Below are 18,206 nucleotides of genomic sequence, written 5' to 3'. Positions count from 1 at the left end.
CGCGCACCCTCCCGGTCAGCGCGCCGCGGGCACCGCGATACGCGCCGGTGCGCCGGCCAGCACCTCGGCCAGCGGCTGCGGCGCGCCGAGCGCGTAGCCCTGCGCATAGTCCACGCCGATCGCGCGCAGCTCGGCCAGGATCGCGTCGTTCTCGACGAACTCGGCGATGGTCTCCAGCCCCATCACGTGGCCGATCTCGTTGATCGACGCCACCATCGCGCGGTCGACCGGATCGCTCGCCATCGTGCGCACGAACACGCCGTCGATCTTCAGCAGGTCGACCGGCAGGTGCTTGAGGTACGCGAACGACGACAGGCCGCTGCCGAAGTCGTCGAGCGAGAACCGGCAGCCGAGCGCCTTGAGCTCGTTGATCAGCCGCACCGCGCTGGTCAGGTTGGCGATCGCCGCGGTCTCGGTGATCTCGAAGCACACGCGCGAGGCCGGCACGCCGGCCCGCGCCAGCTCGGCGCGCACGAACGGGGCGAAGCCGGCGTCGCACAGCGTCGCGCCGCTGAGGTTGATCGCCACCAGCGGCGCCGGCCGCGCCGCATCGTCGGCGACCGCCTCAGCCGCTGCGGCGATCGCCGCGCGCACGACCCAGCGGTCGATCCGCGGCATCAGGTCGTAGCGTTCGGCGGCCGGCAGGAAGTCCATCGGCGGAATCAGGCTGCCGTCGTGCGCGCGCATCCGCAGCAGCACCTCGACGTGCTGCGGCGGCTCCGCCGCGGCGGCGACGCGGACAATCGGCTGCCCGTGCAGCACGAAGCGGTCCTGCTCCAGCGCCTCGCGGATCAGGCCGACCCAGCGCATCTCGCCGTGCCGGCGCGCCTGCAGCTCGTCGCCGGGCTGGTAGCTGTGGATGCGGTTGCGGCCGAGGTCCTTGGCGACGTAGCAGGCCTCGTCGGCGCGGCTGAGAATGTCGGTCGCGGTCAAGCCGTCGCCGCTGAAATGCACGTGGCCGATGCTGATGCCCGTCGCGAAGCGCTGGTCCTGCCACGTGAACACGAACAGGCCCACCGCCTCGAGCAGCGAGCGGGCGACGCGCAGGGCGTCGTCCGCGCTGCGCTCGCGCATCAGCACGCCGAACTCGTCGCCGCCGAGCCGCGCGAGCGTGTCGCCGCTGTCGAGCTGCAGCGCGAGCAGGCCGGCCAGCTGCTTGAGCAGCTCGTCGCCGGCGATGTGGCCGCAGGTGTCGTTGACGATCTTGAACTGGTCCAGGTCCAGGTACAGCAGCGAGCTGCCGGCCGCGCGCGCGCGGCCGTCGTCGAGCACCGCGCGCAGGCGACGGTCGAATTCGCTGCGGTTGACCAGCCCGGTCAGCTCGTCGTGCGTGGCCTGGAACTCCACCTGCGCGGCGAGCCGGCGCGCCTGCGAGACGTCGCGCAGCGCGACGACCCAGCCGATCGGGCGCGCATCGGCCCCGGTCAGGCGCGCGAGCGAGCCCTCGACCGACACCGGCGGGCCGTGACGCGGCTGCAGCAGCGTTCCGGGCGGGAACGGCAGCGGACCGTCGCCGCGCTCGGCCGCCCACTGCTCCAGCGGCGGCAGCCGGCGCGCGCCCTGCTCGTCGAGCAGCTCCAGCACCACGTGCGCCGGGCGCGACGCGGCTTCGGCCTGCGTCCATCCGATCAGGCGCTCGGCCATCGGGTTCAACGACACGATCCGTCCATCGACGTCGGTCGTGATCACGCCGTCGCCGATCGAGCGCAGCGTGCTCTGCGCGCGCTCGCGTTCGTCAAGCAGCGCGGCCAGCGCGCGCTTGCGCTCGCTGATGTCGCGGATGAAGCCGACGAACTGCAGCCGGCCGTGGATCTCGATCTGCGAGAACGAGATCTCCAGCGGCACCTCCGCACCGGTGGCGTGCAGGCCGACGGTCTCGACCCCGCGCCAGCTGACCCGCCGCTCGCCGGTCCGCAGGTACGCCTGCATCGCGGCGACGTGGGCGGCGCGCAGGCGCTCGGGCTGGATCAGCGCCAGCGGCTGGCCGACCAGGTCGCCGACGGCGTGGCCGAACATCGCCTCGGCGCCGGGATTGGCGTAGCGGATGTGGCTGCCCTCGTCGAGGATCAGCACCGCGTCGGTGGTCGTTTCCCACAGCGAGCGGTACAGGCGCTCGGCTTCGACCAGCCGCGCATTCGTGCGCTCAAGCTGGCGCGAGCGGTCCTCGACCTGCGCCTCGAGCTGCAGCTGCGCCAGGATCAGGGTCGCCTCGCCATCGCGGATCCGGCGCAGGCGCAGGCGCAGCTCCAGCAGCGCGGCGGCCTGGTACGCCAGCGCGGTCATCGTCGACACCTGCTCGGCGTCGAGCCGCCGCGGCACGCGGTCCATCACCGTCAGCGTGCCGACCGTCGCGCCGCCGCCGGGCGACAGCGGGAAACCGGCGTAGAAGCGCAGGTGCGGATCGCCGGTGACCAGCGGGTTGTCCACGAACCGCGCGTCGAGCAGCGCGTCCGGGACCATCAGCGGCGCGCTGCCCTGGATCGCGTGCGCGCAGAACGCGATCGCGCGCGGCGTCTCGCGCACGTCAAGGCCGACCGAGGCCTTGAACCACTGGCGGCCTTCGTCGACCAGGGTGATCGTCGAGATCGGCACCTCGCACAGGCGCGCGGCCAGCGCGACGATGTCGTCGAATTCGCGCTCTTCGTCGCTGTCGAGGACATCGGACCGGCGCAGCCAGTCGAGCCGCTCCGCCTCGTCCCTCGTCGGCCCCGCTCCGCCCGGTGAACTCATGCGCACGGACTCCCCGATGCCCCACCGCGTTGGGCCGAGTGTACGCGCGGCGCATGGCGCCGGGGCCGGGCGCGACGTTGGCGGCTTGGATGGACGCCCGGCGTGGCGCCGCCCCCGGGGTCAGCGCGGCGCAGGGGGCAGCGTGTTGTGGGCGTGGGTCGCGGCGACGGCCGCGTGGCCCACCGCGGCGGCGATCTGGTTGAGGCCGCTGACCATGTCGCCGATCGCGTACAGGCCGGGCACCGAGGTCATCTGGTGGCGGTCGACGACGATCTCGCCGGCGTCGTCGCAGCGCACCCCCGCGGCGCGGATCAGGTCCTTGCAGGTGCGGAAGCCGAGGTACGGGTAGACCGTGTCGAACTCGAACGCCTCGCCGCCGACCTCGTAGCGGCAGCGGCGGCCGTCGAACGCGAGCGTGCCGTCGGGCGCGAGGCAGGCGATGCCGGCCTCGGTCGCGGCGTCGCGGTCGGCCGCCGCCAGCGCACCGATCGGCAGCACGCTGACGTCGCGCGAGTAGCTGCGCAGGAAGCGCGCGTGGCCGATCACGCTGTCGGCCGGGCCGTACACTCCCAGCCGGCCGTCGGTGGCCTCGAACGCGTCGCACACCGCGCAGATCCGCACCGCGCCGCACTGCACGGCGTCCTCGATCCACGGCACGTCGGGCAGCACGTCGGCGGTGCCGCACGCGAGCATGACCTTGCCGGCGCGCCACTGCGCGTCGTCGCTGCCGACGAGGAAACCGTCGCCGTCGGGCTCGATCGACGTCACCGTGGCGTTGGCGAGCCGCGCGCCGAACTGCGCCGCCTGCGCGCGCATCCGGTCCAGCAGCGCGGTGCCGGCGACCCCGGACGGGAAGCCGGGGCAGTTGTGGCTCTCCGGGATCCAGCGCGCGCGGCTGTCGCCGGCGTCGAGCACGACGCAGCGCCGGTGGAAGCGCGCCAGGTAGGTCGCCGCGGTCAGGCCGGCCGGGCCGCCGCCGATCACGATCACGTCGAAGCGCTCGTCGTCGCGCGGCGCGGGATCGGGCAGCACCGCGTCGGCGGGCACGGTGTCGGGCGGCGCGCGGTCGGTGGGCGCGCGGTCGGCGGGCGCCGGTTCGCGGCGTTCGGTGTCGGTCGGCACGGGCGTGGGGGTCGGCATCGCGGAGCTCGGCGCGCGGCGGCGCCGCGGCGGACCCCGACGGTGCACCGGCCGCCACCGAGGCGGCGTGAACGCACGCCCGCGTCGATTACCCTGCCGGCAGTCCCCGCAGGAGCGCCGCATGACGCCGACCACCCCCGCCGCCGACGCCCTCGCCGGCCGCGTCGCCCTCGTCACCGGCGCCTCGCGCGGCATCGGCGAATCGGCCGCGCGCCTGCTCGCCGGGCACGGCGCGCACGTGGTGATCTCCAGCCGCAAGCTCGACGCGTGCGAAGCGGTCGCCGCGTCGATCCGCGCCGCCGGCGGGCAGGCGACCGCGGTTGCCGCGCACATCGGCGACGTCGCCGCGATCGAGCAGCTGTTCGCCACGCTCGACGACCGCGGGCTGGTGCCGGACGTGCTGGTCAACAACGCCGCGACCAACCCGTACTACGGCCCGCTGCTCGACCAGCCGCTCGACGCGTTCCAGAAGACCATCGACGTCAACATCCGCGGCTACTTCGTCGCCACCGCGCAGGCGGCGCGGCGCATGCAGGCGCGCGGCGGCGGCGCGATCGTCAACGTCGCCTCGGTCAACGGCCGCCGCGCCGCGCCCGGCCAGGGCGCGTACTCGCTGAGCAAGGCGGCGATCATCTCGATGACCGAGGCGTTCGCGCGCGAGCTCGGCCCGGCCGGCATCCGCGTCAACGCGGTGCTGCCGGGGCTGACCGACACCCACTTCGCCGCGCCGCTGCTCAACGACGAGGCGCTGATGAAGACCATGCGCCGGCAGATCCCGCTCGGCCGCGCCGCGCAGCCGGACGAGATCGCGCGGATGATCGCGTTCCTGTGCACGCCGGCGGCGTCGTACGTGACCGGCGCCAGCGTCGTCGTCGACGGCGGCTACCTCAGCTGAGGCGCCGGCGGTCGGCGATTGCGTCGAGGGCGCGGCGCGCGAGGGAGTGCCGGTCAGTCGCTCGTAACGTCGTCGAGCACGCGCAGCAGCGCGTCGGGCGCGACCGGCTTGACCAGATGGCGGTCGAACCCGGCGGCCTGGCTCATCGCCACGTCGTGCGGCTGGCCGTAGCCGGTCAGCGCGACCAGCCGCGGCCGCGGCGATGCGTGCGCGTGGCCGGCGGCGATGCGCTGCGCCAGCTCGTGGCCGGTCAGGTCGGGCAACCCGATGTCGAGCACGCACACGTCGTACGCGTTGGCCTGGCACAGCGCCAGCGCGTCGCCGGCGGCATGCGCGGTGCTGACCCGGTGCCCGGTCAGCCGCAGCACCGCCGCCATCGTCCGCGCCGCGTCGACGTTGTCGTCGACCAGCAGCACGCTGAGCGCCCGCGCCGGCGCGCGGTCCGCCGCGGGCGCCGCCGTCGCGCCCGCGCCGGGAGCGTGCGCGGGCAATGAGATGGTGAACGTCGCGCCGCGCATCGCGCCGTCGCTGCGCGCGGCGATCCGCCCGCCGTGCAGCTCGACGATGCCCTTGGCCAGCGCCAGGCCGATGCCGAGCCCGCCGCGCGACCGCGCCGCCGAGGCGTCGCCCTGCACGAACAGGTCGAACACGTGCGGCAGCAGCGGCGCGTCGATGCCGATGCCGGTGTCGGTGACGTCGAGTTCGATGCGCTCGCCGGCGCGCGCCACGCGTACGCCGATGCGGCCGCCGTCGCCGGTGAACTTCGACGCGTTCGACAGCAGGTTCGACACCACCTGCAGCAGCCGCGTCTCGTCGCCGAGCACCCAGGCCGGTGCGTCGGCGCCGTCGACGACGACCTGCTGGTGCTTGCCGTCGACGTGCGGGCGGTTCTGCTCGACCGCCGCGGCGACCACCTGCCCCAGGTCGACCGGCTCCATCGTCAGCCGCACCACGCCGCGGGTCACGCGCGACACGTCGAGCAGGTCGTCGACCAGCTTGACCATGTGCCGCACCTGCCGCCCGATGATGTCGGCGCATTCCTCGACCAGCGCCGGGTCGCGCGACGCGCTGCGCATCAGGTGCGCGGCGGCGTCGAGCGGCGCCAGCGGGTTGCGCAGCTCGTGCGCGAGCATCGCCAGGAACTCGTCCTTGCGCACGTCGGCATCGCGCAGCTGCGCCTCGGACTGCAGCAGCGCGCGCTGGGCGAGCTTTTGCTCGTGCACGTCGGTGCACGTGCCCATCCAGCGGATGATCGCGCCGGCGTCGTTGCGCACCGGCAGCGCGCGGCCGAGCACCCAGCGGTACTCGCCCGAGCGGTGGCGCAGCCGGTACTCGATCTCGTACGGCGCGCCGGTCGCCAGGCTCGCGCGCCACACCTGCCACGCGCGCGGCTGGTCGTCGGGGTGGAAGACGCCATTCCAGCCGTCGCCGTCGGTCGAGCCCTCCGGCACCCCGGTGAACGCGTACCACTGGTGGTTGTAGTAGTCGTGGCTGCCGTCGGGCAGCGTCGACCACACCATCTGCGGCATCGCGTCGGCGATCGTGCGGAAGCGCGCCTCGCTTTCCTGCAGCCGGCGCTCGGTGTGGACCTGGCCGGTGACGTCGATGCCCTGGATGAACACGCCGCTGGGCTGCTCGGGCCGGTCGAAGGTCGGGCTGAACAGGAAATCGACGTAGCGGTCGCGGCGGCCGTCGCCGCGCGCGAACTGCACCTCCATGCGCCGCCCCGCGATCGCGCGGCCGGACTGGTAGCACTCGTCGAGCAGGTCGAAGAAGCGGCCGCCGGCGGCGTCCGGCAGCGCCTCGCGCGCCGGCTGGCCGAGCAGCCCGGCGCGGCCGACCAGGTCGGCGTAGGCGCGGTTGGCCAGTTCGTAGACGTGGGTGGCGCCGCGCACGTGCGCGATGAAGCCGGGCGCATCCTCGACCAGGTGGGCCAGCGCGCGCAGGCTGGCAACTCGGTCTTCGACGGGGTCGAAGGCTTGGCGCATCGGCATCGCACGGGCTCGCAGCACGGGGGAGGGACGTTTCGAGCGCGCGTTATAGCAAAGCGCGTGCAGCGTTCCCGTCAGCGCCGCGGCGCGGCGGCCCGGCCGCGCCCAGCGGCGCGCCGGCGGCTGCGCCAGCGGTCGAGCCAGCGCATCGCCGGCTTGGCCGACAGGCCGTGCAACAGCACCGACAGCAGCACCACCAGCGACACCACCGCCCACAGCGACTCCTCGCGTTCGAACGCGCCGTGGTTGAACGCGAACGCCAGGTAGTAGAACGAGCCGATGCCGCGCACGCCGAAGATCGCGATCGCCGCGCGCTCGCGCCGCGGCAGGCCGCTGCCGACCAGGCTCAGCCAGCCGCCCAACGGGCGCACCACCAGCACGACGCCCAGCGCCACCGCCCACTCGCGCCACGTGACCGTGCCGAGGATGCCGATCGCCAGCGCGCCGCCGAAGCCGATCAGCAGCAGCGCCATCAGCAGCCGCTCGCACTGCTCGGCGAACAGGTTCAGCGCGACGTGGTACTGGTGCTCGCGCTCGGACTGGCGGATCACCACCGCGGCGACGAACACCGCGAGGAAGCCGTACACGTGGCACAGCTCGGCCACGCCGTAGACGATCAGGATGATCGCCAGCGCGCTCATGCCGTCGCTGCTGCGGCTGACCGAGTCCTCGCGCAGCACGCGGAACAGCAGGTGCACCAGCAGCTTGCCCAGGCCCCAGCCGATCAGCAGCCCGCCGCCGAGCCGCCAGCCGACGTCGAGCGTCCACCAGCGCGTCCAGTCCATCGTCCCGTCGCCGGCGGCGACCGCGGCCAGCGCGATCGCCAGCCACACGAACGGGAACGCGAGCGCGTCGTTGAGCCCGGCCTCCGAAGTCAGGCCGAAGCGCACCGGGTCCTCGTCGCCCTCGTGCGGCGCGCCGACCTGCACGTCCGACGCCAGCACCGGGTCGGTCGGCGCCAGCACCGCGCCGAGCAGCGCCGCCGCGGCCAGCCCGTAGCCGAGCACGTGGTGGCCGAGCAGCGCCGCGCCGACGATCGTCAGCGGCATCGCCACGCCGAGCAGCCGCCACGTGACGTGCCAGCCGCGCCAGCTGAAGCGCGTGTCGATGCGGATGCCGGCGCCGAGCAGCGCGACCAGCACGGTCAGCTCGGTCAGCCGCTCGACGATCACGCCGTGCTGCATCGGGTCCGGACTCGGCAGCGGCAGGTTCGGCAGGTACAGCAGCGCGCCGAGCCCGACGTACAGCGTCGGGAAACTCAGCGCGTGGTCTTTCAGCAGGCGCGGCAGCCACGCCGCGCCGAGCAGCGCGACGCCGGCCACCAGCAGCACGAGGCGGTACGAATCCATGGCGCTCCTGCGGCGGGTCGGGACACAGCCGGCGCAGCGTGCCCGAGCGCGCGCGAAGGGCGCGGCATGGCGCCGCGCCGGCTGGCGCTGGCGTCGGCGCACCGGGGCTGCGCTGGCCTCGGAGAGGCGCCGACGGTGCATGAGCGCACGCGACGATCGCATCGACCCGACGACCCGCCGCGCGCCCGGCTGGCCACGCGCGCCCTGGCCCTGGCGCCGGGCGACCCGCAGCTGATGGCATTGCAGCGCCTGCTCGAAGCGCCGGCCCCGCCGATGCGGTAGCCGCGCGCATCGCCGCTTGGAAGGAGGCCGCCCCGCCGCTGCACGCCGGCGTCGGGCAACCCGGCCCGGTGGCGCGGCGTGCTTACTTCCGGGCCACGGTCTGCCGGCAGTTCTCCAGCCAGAACGTGCGCTGGCCGTCGTCGTAGCGCAGGAACGTGCCGGTGAAGTTGGCCTTGTCGCCCTTGCGGAACGTCAGCACGTTGGCCAGCTGGTTCGGGCGGAACAGGCAGGCCACGCCGACCCTCGGCGCGTCGTCGCCGGGCACGCGGATCGCGACGTCGCGCTGGTCGGGCACGCGGAACGACACGTTGTAGTCGCTGCCGTCCTCCTGCACGTAGTCGACCTCGCCCTTGAGCGCGTACTGGCGGCCCCTGTGCCGGGCAGTGACCGCCAGTGCGTTGCCCTTGGCTTCGCGCGCGATCTCGCGCGAGAACACGTACACGTCCTTGGCGGTCACGTCGGCGCTGTTGCGGGCCTTGGCGCCCTGCGCGGCCGCGGCGATGCCGGCCTTCCCGCCCTGCACCTGGCCCAGCAGGCGGCACACCTCGCTGCGCATCGACTCCTGGCGGGCGAACTGGCCCTTTTCGGTCTTGACCGTCATCTCGATCGCCGCCGCGCCGGCGTCGTCGCTGACGTTGATCAGGATCGGTACCGCGCGGGTCATCGCGGTGGAGCGCTGCTCAACCAGCATGGAGCCGCCGTCGGGGTCCTCGGTGATCACGTCCATCTTCTCGGCGATCATGATCCCGCGCAGCTGGCCGAGCGCCTGCCTGACCGACAGCTGCGGCACGGTCACCCGGCTGGCGAAGTCGGCGCCGGTGAACGGATTGCCGGTCTTGCGGAAGTTGTCTTCGCATTCGCCGGCGTGGGCGAACGGGGCGGCGCCGGCAATGGCCAGCGCGATCAGTACGTGTCGCATCCTGCGGTCACTCCATCCTTGAGGAGCGCGCAGTGTTCCCGAGTGCCGCGGCATTCTCAAGCCACCCGGTGCACGCGGCGTGGCTCCGGGACCGGCCTGGGCGCGTCGCCCGCGACCACCGGCAGGCCGGCGCGGCGCCGGCCCGCGGTGTCGGCCGCGTCGCGGCGACCGGCCGGTCTTCGATCAGGTGTTCGGCGCGCCGCAGGCCTGCAGCGCCGCGACCGACTTGGCCGCCATCGCGCAGTCGTAGTGCCGGCGCGTGACCATGCCGGTGTCGGCGCAGGTCGCCGAATCCTTCGCCAGCTGCTCCTCGCCGAGCACGGCCTTCGCGTCCATCCCGTCGAGCCGGTAGGTGTATTCGTAGTAGCTGCGGCACTCCTGCGCGGTGACGTCGCGCGAGTCCGAGCCGGCGGTGCCGCCCGAGCAGGCCGATGCCAACAGCACCGTGAGCGCGGCCGTGATCCGGATTGCGTGCATGTGTTTCCCCTTCCCCTGGCGGGCCGACGTTGGCCCGGGCGACACGGTACCCGCCGCCGCGCGCGGCGCTCAACCCGGCACCCGACCCCGCGGCGCGCCGCCGGTAGCTAGACTGCGGGCTCTCAACGCGTCGGGGAGGACGCATGCCACGCACGAATGCCACGCTTGCCGCGCTCGTCGCGCTCGCCTTTGCGGTGCCCGCTATGACGGCGCACGCCGACGACGCACCGCGCGCGTCGACGCCCGAACAGATCGCGCTCGGGCAGGGCTTGGCCGAAGCGAAGGCCCGCCAGCTCACCGACCGCGCGGCGCGGATCCGCCGGCCGGACGAGCCGATGTCCGACGCGCTCAAGCGGGCCGCCGACGAAGCGGCGATCGAGTCGCTCGGCGCCAGCACCGACCCGCGCCAGCGCGCGATCAAGCTGTCCGCCAGCGTGCAGGGGTTCTACCTGGTCAATTCGGTGGTGCGGGTCGACTACTGCGCCCGACACGGCGTCGACCTGGCCCCGTTCGCCGCCGCGTTCGCGCGCGCGTACGGCGACGACCACCGCCGCGCGGTCGCGCTGGGGCGCCCGCACGGCGTCGACGAGGCGCTGGTGCTGGCGACCGGCCGGACGGCGATGGAGCGCCTGATGGCCGACAACATGCGCGACCTCGCCGCGCAGGCCGGCGGGCTCGACGACGTCGCGCTGTGCGAAGCGATCAACGCCAACGCCGACGCGTTCACCGCGACGATCGTGCTGGCACCGGAGCTGCGCGCCGCGCTCGCCGAGTAGCCGACGACGCGCGCTCAGTCGGCGCGGCCGTGCGCCTCGGGCTGGTCGAGCACGCGGTCGACGCGCAGGCGCGTGGTGCGCCCGCCCGGCAGCGGCCAGTCGATCGACTGGCCCACCGACAGTCCGAGCAGCGCGGCGCCGACCGGCGCCAGCACCGACACGTTGCCCGGCGCGGCGCCGGCGTCGCGCGGGTACACCAGCCGCAGCTCGTGCATCGCCCCGCTGGTCTCGTCGATGCAGCGCAGCTGCGAGTTCATCGTCACCACGTCCGGCCCGATCGCGTCCGGCTCGCGCAGTTCGGCGCGTGCCAGCTCGGCCTCGAGCGCCTCCACGACGTCGGCGTCGGCCGCGCCGGGCGCGGCCAGCAGCGCCTCCAGGCGACGGGCGTCGTGCGTGGACACGATGATCGGCGGTGGATCGAGCGGCGACGGAGTGGACATGCGGTCTCCAGAAAGCAGAAAGGGCAAGGCGCCGGTGCGCGTTGCCCTGGGGCGGTCGATGATGGCGGCATGCTGGCCCCGCGCCGCGGAAAGGTCAAACCGGCGCGCAGCGCTCAGGCGAACTGCAGCGCGACCAGCGCCAGCGCGACGTAGCGGCCGAGCTTGGCCAGCGTCACCAGCAGCAGGAACGGCGCCAGCGGCTCGCGCATGACGCCGGCCACCAGCGTCAGCGGGTCGCCGACCACCGGCACCCAGCTCAGCAGCAGCGACCACTTGCCGACGCGCGCGTACCAGCGCTGCGCGCGCGCCAGCGCGGCCGGCCCGACCGGGAACCAGCGCCGGGCGCGGAAGCGTTCGATCCCGCGGCCGAGCCACCAGTTGACGGTCGAGCCGAGCACGTTGCCGGCGGTCGCGACCGGCACCAGCAGCCACGCCGGGTGGTCGGCCAGCAGCAGCGCGACCAGCAGCGCCTCGGACTGCGCGGGCATCAGCGTGGCCGCGAGCAGCGCGGTGGCGAACAGGCCGACATAGATCATGGGCGGTGCGTCATGCGCGGTGCGCCGTCGGCGATGCGAGATTGGCGTGCGTCATCGGCGCTGCGGCATGCGAGTGGACGTTGGGCGGCCGAGCTTACGCGCGCCGCGTCGCAGCGCGGGCGTCGTGCCCGCGCGCGAACGCGGCTCACGCCAGCCGCGCGCCGGCATCGGCCAGCAGCTGCCGCAGCAGCGAGCGGTGGCAGCGCGCCTCGTCGTCGCAGTAGCAGCCGACCGAGAAGTCCGCGGTGTGCGACAGCGCGGCCAGCAGCCGGATGTCGTGCGCGGCGGCCGGCTCGGCCATCTCGCGCCGGTAGCGACGCGCGAACGCGTTCCACTGCGCCGGCGTCGACGCGGCGCGCCCGAGCGTCATCGCCTCGGCCGACGGCGCCAGGTTCGGGAACCACAGGTCGAACCAGTCGTCGCGGGCGAAACGCGCCTTCGGCACGCCGCGCGGCGGCCTGCGCACGGTGCCCAGCCGCAGGCCCTCGCCGGGCAGGCGCGGCGTGCCGAGGCGGACAATTCGGACGGACATGGCGGGCTCCACAGGGGGATCGCACGGCGACGCCACGATGCTACGGCGCTTCAGCGCACGCGCGCGTCGAAGCGCGGCGACGCGCGCGTTTGGGCCTGCGTTCACCGCCGCGGTGGCACAACGGCGCAACGAACGGAGACACCCGATGCCCAGCCACCGCCCCGCCCCGCCGTCGCGCCTGCTGCTGCCGCTGCTGCTGTTCGCCTTCGTCGTGGCCGGCTGCCGCACCGCGCCGGAACCGGCCGAGCCGGCGCCCGCGGTCGCCGAGGCCCCCGCGCCGCCGACGGTGACGCGCGGCGAGTTCGCGATCGAGGCCGACAAGCTCGACACGTGGAACGCGATCGGCCAGATCGCGGTGCGCACGCCCGGCGTGCACTACGAGGGCCGCGCGCAGATGCTCGACCTGTACGCGCTGCGCTACGGCGGCGCGCAGTTCATGGTGCTGACCAAGGCGGTGCCGGCGGCCGACTCGCCCGGGCGCCTGACGACGCGCGTCACCGCGACCACGCCGGCCGGCAAGCCGATCGACCACGACGCGGTCGCGCAGCTGCTGGCACTGTTCCAGCGCGAGCTGCCGGCCGAGATCACCCGCGTGCGCGCGCAGCAGGCCGCGGAGAAGGCCGCCGCCCAGCGCGCGAAGGCGCAGAAGGCGCGCAAGCGCAAAGGCAAGTAGTCGGCACGGGCAGTCGGCGCCGCGCAGCGCGCACGCCGTCGCGCGCGAGCGGTGCGCAGGGATCGCACCTGTTGGCGCGACTGTTGGCTCGACGCGGTTCGTGCGAGCGACCACGCATCACGCGTCGCGCACTCCGCGCCGCGCATGCGCGTCACGATGCCGAGGCGTGGTCGATCGACCCGCACGCGACCTGCCGATCGCCGCGCGACGCACCGTGAACCGTTCACGCTTCGCGCGCCGATGCGTCGACGCTGAACGCGGCAACCGCGTAGGCATACACGCGGCGACGACCGGCACGCGCGCAGATTGATCGTTCCCGGCGCACACGCGCCGCTCCCCCGAGGACACCACCATGGGCAACAAAGAATCCAATGACATGAACCGCGATCCGATCACCGGCACGCCGGGCGCGCATCCGGTCGGTACCGGCCTGGGCGCGACGGCCGGCGCGGTCGCCGGTGCAGCGGTCGGTTCGGTCGCCGGTCCGGTCGGCACGGTGGTCGGCGGCGCCGTCGGCGCGGTCGTCGGCGGGCTCGGCGGCAAGGCCGCCGGCGAAGCGGTCAACCCGACCGCCGAGAATGCCTACTGGCAGGAGCAGTACTCGAAGGAAGCGTACGTCAAGCCGAACTACAGCTACGACGACTACGCGCCGGCCTACCGCACCGGCTACGAGAACCGTTCGAAGTACGCCGACCGCAACTTCGACGAGGTCGAGTCCGACCTGCGCAGCGACTACGAGCGCACCAAGGGCACCTCGCGCCTGGCGTGGGAAGACGCCAAGGACGCCACGCGCGCCGCCTGGCACCGCGTCGAGCGCGCCGTTCCGGGCGATGCCGACCGCGACGGCCGCTGATCGCAAGCGCGACACCGCAACGCATCGAAGGGCCCCGTTCGCGGGGCCCTTTTTTTGTGCCTTTTGCTCGCGTCGCGCGCGCGCGTCGCGATCACGCGACAAGGACGCGCAGCGTGGACACTGGCCCGGTTCGCTCGCCCACCGGAGACCGTCAATGGCCACGCGCAACCAGGAAATCGAAACGCTCGCCAGGCTGATGAAGAAGATCGACATCGCCATGCTGGCCACGGTCGGCAAGGGCGGGTACCTCGTCAGCCGGCCGCTGTCGACGCAGACCGCCGAGTTCGACGGCGAGCGCATCTGGTTCATGACCGAGGCCGACAGCCCGAAGGTCGCCGAGATCAAGCGCAACCCCAAGGTCAACGTGGCGTACTCGTCGAAGGACGCCAACACCTACATCTCCGCCGCCGGCGACGCGCGCGTGCGCCGCGACCAGGCGCTGATCGATTCGTTCTGGAACGACGCGATGAAGGCGTTCTTCCCGAAGGGCAAGGACGATCCGAACCTGACCCTGATCGAAGTGCAGGTGCGCACGATCGAGTACTGGGACGGCCCGGGCAGCTGGCTCGGAAAAGCCGCCACGTTCCTGGTCGCGCGCTTCACCGGCAACGACGACGTGATGGCCGAGAACCGCATCGTCGACGTCGCCACCGGCCGCAGCGTCAAGCCGCCGGGCACCGACCGCCCGGGCACGCGCCGCGCGCCGACGCCGCGCAAGCCCGCGGCGAAGAAGGCGACGGCGAAGAATTCGCCGGCAAAGAAGGCGGCAACGAAGAAGACGCCTGCCAAGAAGCCCGCGGCGAAGACGCCGGCCGCGAAGCAGACCTCCCGCAAGGCGCCGACCCGGAAGGCATCCGCCGGCAAGGCCGCGACCAGCAAGAGCGCGCCGCGCAAGACCGCGAAGAAGGCCGCAGGCAAGCGCACGTCGCGCTAGCGGCTGCACCCGGCGCGCGCATGCGCGCCGCCGACCACCACATACCGCCCGGCGCGCGCCTCGACGCGCGCCGCGGCTGCACACTCGGTTCAGTCCCCGGCGCGCACGGTGGCGCTCCCACCGCCCGTTCCGGAGCTCCCCCATGTCGTCCCGTCGCACTGCCCGCACCGCGGCCGCGCTGTTGAACACCACCGGCAGCGCCTCGGCCAGCGTGGTCGCCGCGCGCATGCGCGCGTTCGCCAACCCGGCCACCGCGATGTCGCCGTGGCACCAGTCCGAGGCGCAGCGCATGGGCACGGAGAAGTTCGAGGCCGCGCAGGCCGGCCTGGTCGCGGCCAGCGCCGAACTGGCGATGCTGCCGATGCGGCTGATGCAGCTCGCGGCGCGACCGTCGTCGTGGACGCCGTCGGGCTGGATGAACGCGTGGATGGACGGCGCCGGCCTCTGGCTCGGCGTCGGCAACGCCGCGCTGCGCCCGGCCCAGGTCACCGCGGTGCGCAACCGCGACCGCCTCGCGCGCGACGGTCGGTGATCCACGCGCACGGCACGGCGTGCAGCGGATGCAGCCGTCGCGGCCGTCGCTGACGTCGCTCCCATGGCGCACGCCGCGCACCGCGCTCACGGCGTTCGAACCGGACGTCGCGGGCGACGACACCGCGCATGCCCGCGTCCCGCTCCGAATCGACGCCCCATGGACGCGCGGCGGCGCACCGTGCCTGTCCGGCCTGCGACTTCGGAATTGCCATGACCCGCCGCGACGCCTCGTACCGCGCTGACGAGCCCGACGCGGCCGACGTCGCCGCCCTGCCCGGCCTCGTGCTGCTCGACTTCGGCACCGACTGGTGCGGGCACTGCATGGCCGCGCGCGCGCCGGTCGACGCGTGGGTCGCCGCGCACGACGGGCTCGCGCACCGGCGCATCGAGGACGGCCGCGGCCGCCCGCTCGGCCGCGCGTTCCGGGTGAAGCTGTGGCCGAGCCTGGTGCTGCTGCGCGACGGCGTCGAGATCGCCCGCGTCGTGCGCCCGCGCGAGGCGCGCGACCTGGCCGCGCTCGACGCCGCCGTCGACGCGCCCGGCTCCCTCGCGCCCTGACGCCGCTTCATCCGGCTTGCACGCGCAGCGCACAGTTCCGACGACGCGTCGCGCAGCGCGAGCCCGGCACTCACCCGCGCTTGGCGTCGCCGCGGCGATGCTCTTCGCCATGAGGAGCCCCGGCCGGCGCGTGCGTCCCGCAGATTCCGCGGACGCCGAGCCCCAGCACGAGATCACGCGCCTGCAGGCCGAGCTGTCGGCCGTGCGCGCGCGGCTGCGCGCCAGCGAGCTCACCGCCGAACGCAACCACCTCGCGCTGTGCGCGATCGCCGACGGCATCGCGATCGTCGACAACGACGGGCGGCTGACCTGCCTCAACCCGGTGGCGTCGCACCTGAGCGGCTGGAAGGAAGGCGAGTGCCTTGGCCGCCCGCTCGCGTCGGTGCTGAACTTCACCGACCACCAGGGCCGGGCGATCGACGTGGTGGCTGACGGCTTCAGCAGCAGCGACCCCGAGGCCATCGTCACGCTGGGCCGCCGCGACGGCCACGCGATCCTCGTCGACGGCGCGGTCGCGCCGGTGCACGACCGCCGGCACCGCCGCATCGGCGCGGTGGTGACGTTCCGCAACGTCACCGCGTCTACGCGGCTCGCGCGCGAGCTGGCCTACCACGCCAACCACGACCCGCTGACCGGCCTGCACAACCGCCGCGCGTTCCTGTCGCAGCTCGAGCGCGCGATCGGCCACGCCGCGCAGTTCGGCACCTGCAACGCGCTGCTGTACCTCGACCTGGACCGCTTCAAGGCGGTCAACGACCTCGGCGGGCACCTCGCTGGCGACGAACTGCTGCGCCAGCTGGCCGTGCTGCTGCGTCGGCAGCTGCGCGAGCGCGACACCGTCGCCCGGCTCGGCGGCGACGAGTTCGCCGTGCTGCTGGAGAACTGCACGTCCGCGCACGCCACCACCGTGGCCGAGAAGATCCGCAAGGCGGTGATCGAGTTCGCGTTCGCGTGGGACGGCGGCCAGTTCCGCATCGGCACCAGCATCGGCCAGGTCGACTTCGACACCGGCGCCCTGTCGGTCGACGAGCTCATCGCCGCCGCCGACCGCATGTGCTACGTCGCCAAGGACACCGGCCGCAACTGCGTCGCCATCCACGGCCCCGATTCGCATCGCATCCTGCCCGCCGGACATTCGGTGTCGCACCGGCCGGGGGCGCGGCGGGTGGACGAGGATGCCGAGCGCTGACGCACGGTTGGGAGGTGCCGCGTGCCTATGCGATCTCGTGGGCTTCCACTGCGTCGCACAGTGCGTTCGTCAGCTCAACCAGCACCTCGGGGCTGAAGGCATCCATTTGCAGCTCAAACCTTGTCTCGCCCGGCGTCGCGCCCGTTGTTTCGCGACAGACCTGCTTCAGCCGTTCGACCAGAACGCCATTCGCGGTGAGATAACGGAACAGCACGACGACCCGTCCCTGCGGCCACAGCGTGAGAAACCGCGCCCGCCTTCCACCGGGCAGCAGGGCGTACAGATTCAGCGTGCGGGTTTCGAGGTCGAGCTGGATGCGCGACGGTGCCGAGGTCGCCCGCAGAGCGAATGCCGCCGCCAGCGTTCTCGACGTCTCCAGCGTGTCGGGCGCCACGGTGGCCACTTGGTGCAGGTACGCATCGGGGGATTCGAGCTTGCGACCACGCTGCACCGAGACGTCCGGCGCGATGCGCTCGACCGTGACGCGAGCGGCGGCCACCTGCCCCTCCACCTGCACCCGCACCACCTGCCGCACGTCGCTGCGCACCAGCCCCAGCAGCTCCGGCACCAGGATGACCTCGCCAGGGCGGTCCGCATGGCGGAACAGGTTGATGTCGACCATCCCCAGGTCCCACTCGTTGGTGAGGTGCCGGGCCAACAGCGCCTCCGACAGGCGAAGCGCGCGCGGATCGAGCGAGTCGCCGGCGATCAGCAGCAGGAACTTGCCGCTGGACACCGCGTCGACCAGATCCTCCTCGTCCGGGCTGTCGTCGGACTGCGGCAGGTCGGGCAATGCGCTGCGCCCCTTCTCCTGCAGCGAGAGCGCGTAGTCGAGCACCTGCGCCACGACCTCGCGGCGCTTCTGCGGGTTGTAGGACAGCTTCGTTTCGACCAAACCCACGCGGCCGTACGACGACACCAGCAGCACGTCGATGGGGCCGGCACCGAAGTTCTTCTCGATGCCCCACGGCATCCACACTTCCGCATCGTCGACCCGCCCCGCTTCGCGGCACGGCCCGATCACGATTTCGGGATTGTCGAAGATCGCATCGCGAAACCATGTCTCACGCAGCTCAAGGTCGCGCGCGCTCAGTCGCTCGTACGCGACCTTCGGATTCGCCCGCGCCCCGAGCGACGCGGCGAACAGCTCCGTGCCAATTGACTTCATGCCAGCCCCCTTCGATCCGGCTCGAGTGTAAGCGGGGCCGTCGGCCCAGTGATTTACGGACATGGCCGACTGAGTTTCGGATGCTGGCGAGCGATGCCCGGACAACGACGGCTCGATTCCAGACGCCGGTGTGTAATGGACAGGCGACGGTGCGTGATCGGCACTAGCCGCCCGCTGATTTCCACGCACCGGTGAGTGGAATCCAGGCACCGCCGGGTGAATTTTAGACG

At 73.3% G+C, this 18,206-nt stretch carries 17 protein-coding genes and 1 pseudogene; 8 read left to right on the top strand and 10 right to left on the bottom strand.

Going from position 1 to position 18,206, the window contains the following annotated elements:
* Positions 1-15: 15 nt before the first annotated feature.
* Both D3A60_RS02615 and D3A60_RS02610 read right to left on the bottom strand, forming a co-directional pair.
* Positions 16-2,730 (bottom strand): EAL domain-containing protein, encoded by a 2,715-nt coding sequence (locus tag D3A60_RS02615; protein WP_157981381.1) that lies wholly within the window; start codon positions 2,728-2,730, stop codon positions 16-18.
* A 120-nt stretch (positions 2,731-2,850) separates the two neighbouring features.
* The gene (locus D3A60_RS02610) at positions 2,851-3,870 is read right to left on the bottom strand and encodes an NAD(P)/FAD-dependent oxidoreductase (RefSeq protein WP_119717132.1); all 1,020 of its coding nucleotides are present in this window, start codon (positions 3,868-3,870) and stop codon (positions 2,851-2,853) included.
* 121 nt (positions 3,871-3,991) lie between these two features.
* Here D3A60_RS02610 and D3A60_RS02605 point away from each other — a divergent pair, with 121 nt between their 5' ends.
* Entirely contained in the window at positions 3,992-4,765 is a 774-nt protein-coding gene (locus D3A60_RS02605) for a glucose 1-dehydrogenase (protein WP_119717131.1), read from the top strand.
* Between the two features lie 53 nt (positions 4,766-4,818).
* On the opposite strand, the gene D3A60_RS02600 is transcribed toward D3A60_RS02605, so the two are convergent.
* From D3A60_RS02600 to D3A60_RS02580, 4 genes are all read right to left on the bottom strand, one after another.
* Positions 4,819-6,777: a hybrid sensor histidine kinase/response regulator gene (locus tag D3A60_RS02600; protein WP_196778618.1), complete on the bottom strand. Its 1,959-nt coding sequence runs from the start codon at positions 6,775-6,777 to the stop codon at positions 4,819-4,821.
* Between the two features lie 53 nt (positions 6,778-6,830).
* Positions 6,831-8,105 carry a cation:proton antiporter domain-containing protein gene (locus D3A60_RS02595; protein WP_119717129.1) on the bottom strand — a complete coding sequence of 425 codons (1,275 nt, stop codon included), beginning with the start codon at positions 8,103-8,105 and terminating at the stop codon, positions 6,831-6,833.
* A 364-nt stretch (positions 8,106-8,469) separates the two neighbouring features.
* Positions 8,470-9,306: a hypothetical protein gene (locus D3A60_RS02585; protein WP_119717127.1), complete on the bottom strand. Its 837-nt coding sequence runs from the start codon at positions 9,304-9,306 to the stop codon at positions 8,470-8,472.
* 183 nt (positions 9,307-9,489) lie between these two features.
* Complete coding sequence (locus tag D3A60_RS02580; protein ID WP_119717126.1) at positions 9,490-9,783, bottom strand: hypothetical protein; 294 nt, start codon at positions 9,781-9,783, stop codon at positions 9,490-9,492.
* A gap of 143 nt (positions 9,784-9,926) precedes the next feature.
* Between D3A60_RS02580 and D3A60_RS02575 the strand changes: the two genes are divergently transcribed.
* Positions 9,927-10,559, top strand: a complete 633-nt coding sequence (locus D3A60_RS02575) for a hypothetical protein (RefSeq protein WP_119717125.1) — start codon at positions 9,927-9,929, stop codon at positions 10,557-10,559.
* Between the two features lie 14 nt (positions 10,560-10,573).
* Here the strand turns inward: D3A60_RS02575 and rnk are convergent, their stop codons facing one another.
* The 3 genes from rnk to D3A60_RS02560 form a co-directional block, all read right to left on the bottom strand.
* Positions 10,574-10,999, bottom strand: coding sequence for a nucleoside diphosphate kinase regulator (gene rnk / locus D3A60_RS02570; protein ID WP_119717124.1), 426 nt, complete (start codon positions 10,997-10,999; stop codon positions 10,574-10,576).
* A gap of 113 nt (positions 11,000-11,112) precedes the next feature.
* Positions 11,113-11,535, bottom strand: coding sequence for a YqaA family protein (locus tag D3A60_RS02565; protein WP_119717123.1), 423 nt, complete (start codon positions 11,533-11,535; stop codon positions 11,113-11,115).
* Between the two features lie 145 nt (positions 11,536-11,680).
* The gene (locus D3A60_RS02560; protein ID WP_119717521.1) at positions 11,681-12,067 is read right to left on the bottom strand and encodes a DUF488 domain-containing protein; all 387 of its coding nucleotides are present in this window, start codon (positions 12,065-12,067) and stop codon (positions 11,681-11,683) included.
* A gap of 145 nt (positions 12,068-12,212) precedes the next feature.
* On the opposite strand from D3A60_RS02560, the gene D3A60_RS02555 reads away from it, so the two are divergent.
* The 6 genes and pseudogenes from D3A60_RS02555 to D3A60_RS02530 all read left to right on the top strand — a co-directional run bounded on the left by D3A60_RS02555 (position 12,213) and on the right by D3A60_RS02530 (position 16,808).
* Positions 12,213-12,740 (top strand): hypothetical protein, encoded by a 528-nt coding sequence (locus D3A60_RS02555; RefSeq protein ID WP_119717122.1) that lies wholly within the window; start codon positions 12,213-12,215, stop codon positions 12,738-12,740.
* A gap of 376 nt (positions 12,741-13,116) precedes the next feature.
* A complete protein-coding gene (locus D3A60_RS02550; RefSeq protein ID WP_196778617.1) occupies positions 13,117-13,593 on the top strand; it encodes a glycine zipper domain-containing protein in 477 nt (158 codons plus the stop codon).
* Positions 13,594-13,747: 154 nt separating this feature from the next.
* A pseudogene (locus tag D3A60_RS14665) lies at positions 13,748-14,239 on the top strand (pyridoxamine 5'-phosphate oxidase family protein); the annotation flags it as partial.
* 430 nt (positions 14,240-14,669) lie between these two features.
* Positions 14,670-15,059, top strand: a complete 390-nt coding sequence (locus D3A60_RS02540; RefSeq protein WP_119717120.1) for a hypothetical protein — start codon at positions 14,670-14,672, stop codon at positions 15,057-15,059.
* A gap of 212 nt (positions 15,060-15,271) precedes the next feature.
* Positions 15,272-15,619, top strand: coding sequence for a thioredoxin family protein (locus D3A60_RS02535; RefSeq protein WP_119717119.1), 348 nt, complete (start codon positions 15,272-15,274; stop codon positions 15,617-15,619).
* A gap of 130 nt (positions 15,620-15,749) precedes the next feature.
* Positions 15,750-16,808, top strand: a complete 1,059-nt coding sequence (locus D3A60_RS02530; RefSeq protein ID WP_119717118.1) for a diguanylate cyclase domain-containing protein — start codon at positions 15,750-15,752, stop codon at positions 16,806-16,808.
* A 25-nt stretch (positions 16,809-16,833) separates the two neighbouring features.
* Here the strand turns inward: D3A60_RS02530 and D3A60_RS14440 are convergent, their stop codons facing one another.
* A complete protein-coding gene (locus tag D3A60_RS14440) occupies positions 16,834-17,976 on the bottom strand; it encodes a hypothetical protein (RefSeq protein WP_157981380.1) in 1,143 nt (380 codons plus the stop codon).
* Positions 17,977-18,206: the final 230 nt, after the last annotated feature.

The organism is Cognatilysobacter tabacisoli (genome assembly GCF_003586305.1).
Taxonomy (GTDB): Bacteria; Pseudomonadota; Gammaproteobacteria; order Xanthomonadales; family Xanthomonadaceae; genus Cognatilysobacter_A; species Cognatilysobacter_A tabacisoli.
The sequence above is the reverse complement of the archived record's forward strand: the minus strand, read 5'-3'. Positions and strand labels throughout refer to the sequence as shown.